Source organism: Aneurinibacillus danicus (genome assembly GCF_007991215.1).
GTDB classification, from domain to species: domain Bacteria; phylum Bacillota; class Bacilli; order Aneurinibacillales; family Aneurinibacillaceae; genus Aneurinibacillus; species Aneurinibacillus danicus.
In genome coordinates this window covers 1-1,494 of sequence record NZ_BJXX01000261.1, presented here as the reverse complement: position 1 = coordinate 1,494, position 1,494 = coordinate 1, and the positions used below count along the sequence as shown (strand labels likewise).

At 41.3% G+C, this 1,494-nt stretch carries 1 protein-coding gene and 1 pseudogene; both read left to right on the top strand.

Translation table 11 applies throughout. From position 1 onward, the window contains the following. The first annotated feature begins 88 nt into the window (after positions 1–88). Positions 89–559, top strand: coding sequence for an SMI1/KNR4 family protein (locus tag ADA01nite_RS21605; RefSeq protein WP_146812485.1), 471 nt, complete (start codon positions 89–91; stop codon positions 557–559). Positions 560–1,265: 706 nt separating this feature from the next. Further along, positions 1,266–1,494: pseudogene (locus ADA01nite_RS21600) on the top strand (hypothetical protein); the annotation flags it as partial.

Below are 1,494 nucleotides of genomic sequence, written 5' to 3'. Positions count from 1 at the left end.
TGGAATAAACAGAAATGAATTTAACAAGTGGAAAACGGAATATTGGAAAAACAGAGCAAATGACTTTAAGTAATGTAGGAGGGGAAACATGAGTCTTGAGACGTATCATCAAGCAAAACAAACTATCCTCAATAACAAAGAAAAAGGCTTCTTTGTTGGACCACGTCCCATTGAACTAATAACACTTGCCGAAGAGAAACTTGGCTTGAAATTTACAGGTTCATACTTGGATTTTCTCAAATCCTTTGGAGCAGGCAACTTTGGTGCACAGGAGATTTTCGGGATAATTAACGGTGATTTTGAAAATTCATCAGTTCCAGATGCAATCTGGTACACTCTAACTGAGAGAAAAGAGATTGATTTACCTCATAATCTGCTTGTTATTTATGACACTGGTAGTGACGAATTTTATTGTTTAGATTTTAGTCAACAAGATGAGCATAATGAGCCCCCTGTTGTTTCGTTCGTTCCGGGAATTGATAATGATAAGCAACAGTATGAGATAATTGCAAAGGATTTTGGCGATTTCTTGTTAAATTTGGTTAACCAAGAAATATAGGCGATGATTCTTGACCTTGATTGGCTTCTAGCCATTCAAGGTTCTTTTTTTGGTGGGGCTACCCAGTGCCGAATGGAGCCTTTATTTGACGTAAGCGGCCTAATTAGCTTTAAGGTGACTTTGAATAGTTTTAAAACGTTCGACATTTAAAAGACGGGGAAAGTACATCCTACACTGGAGTCTATTGTACTATGCTTTAATTTAAAACTCTTTGAACTACCTTATAATTTTAAAGCCCCTATCGGCGAAAATCGGGCGTTAAACTTCCAGAAACCGTTGTAGGGGCTATTTCGTTTAACTAGTTTGAGATTCGTATGGTTCGAGGAGGGAATGTAAATTTACCCCGTTTAAATCGCCCATAACCATTTTAGAACCGAGGTAAAAATAATATGTGGTAATATCTGCAACAGTCCGTGTTATTTTAATTCCTACATACTGACTTCTCTCGGCTACGAAAAAGTACGAATGCCTCCCCTACCCTACCACCCCATTCCCCCGCTAAGAGGACGAAAGCGGTAGTTTCCCTCTCTTCGCCTATTGTTCAGAAGCGAAAAATAAGAAAAACTATGGAAATGAGCGTTAGGAAGCGTCTGGAAAAGATAGCTTCAGTAACATCCCGTATCCCCTACATAAAAATGGCCTTTGTGTAGTAAAGACGGGATAATGAATAGGCTACACCGCTGAAGGCCACAGCGGCTGGTACTGCATGCCGGAGCCAGGTGACCGGGTCGAATTGTATATTCCAGACAGCCGGGAGGAAGAGGCCGTTGTAGTGACTTCTGTCCGGACAAAAGAGGGAAGTTCTCCGAAGATAGAAAACCCTGATAGGAAATATTGGGGAACGTCCCATCGTAAAGAGCTCATGATGGGAGAGAACGAGCTGACCTTAACCGCCGGGGAAGGTCTCTTTCTAAGGCTGCATGAAGCGGATGGAA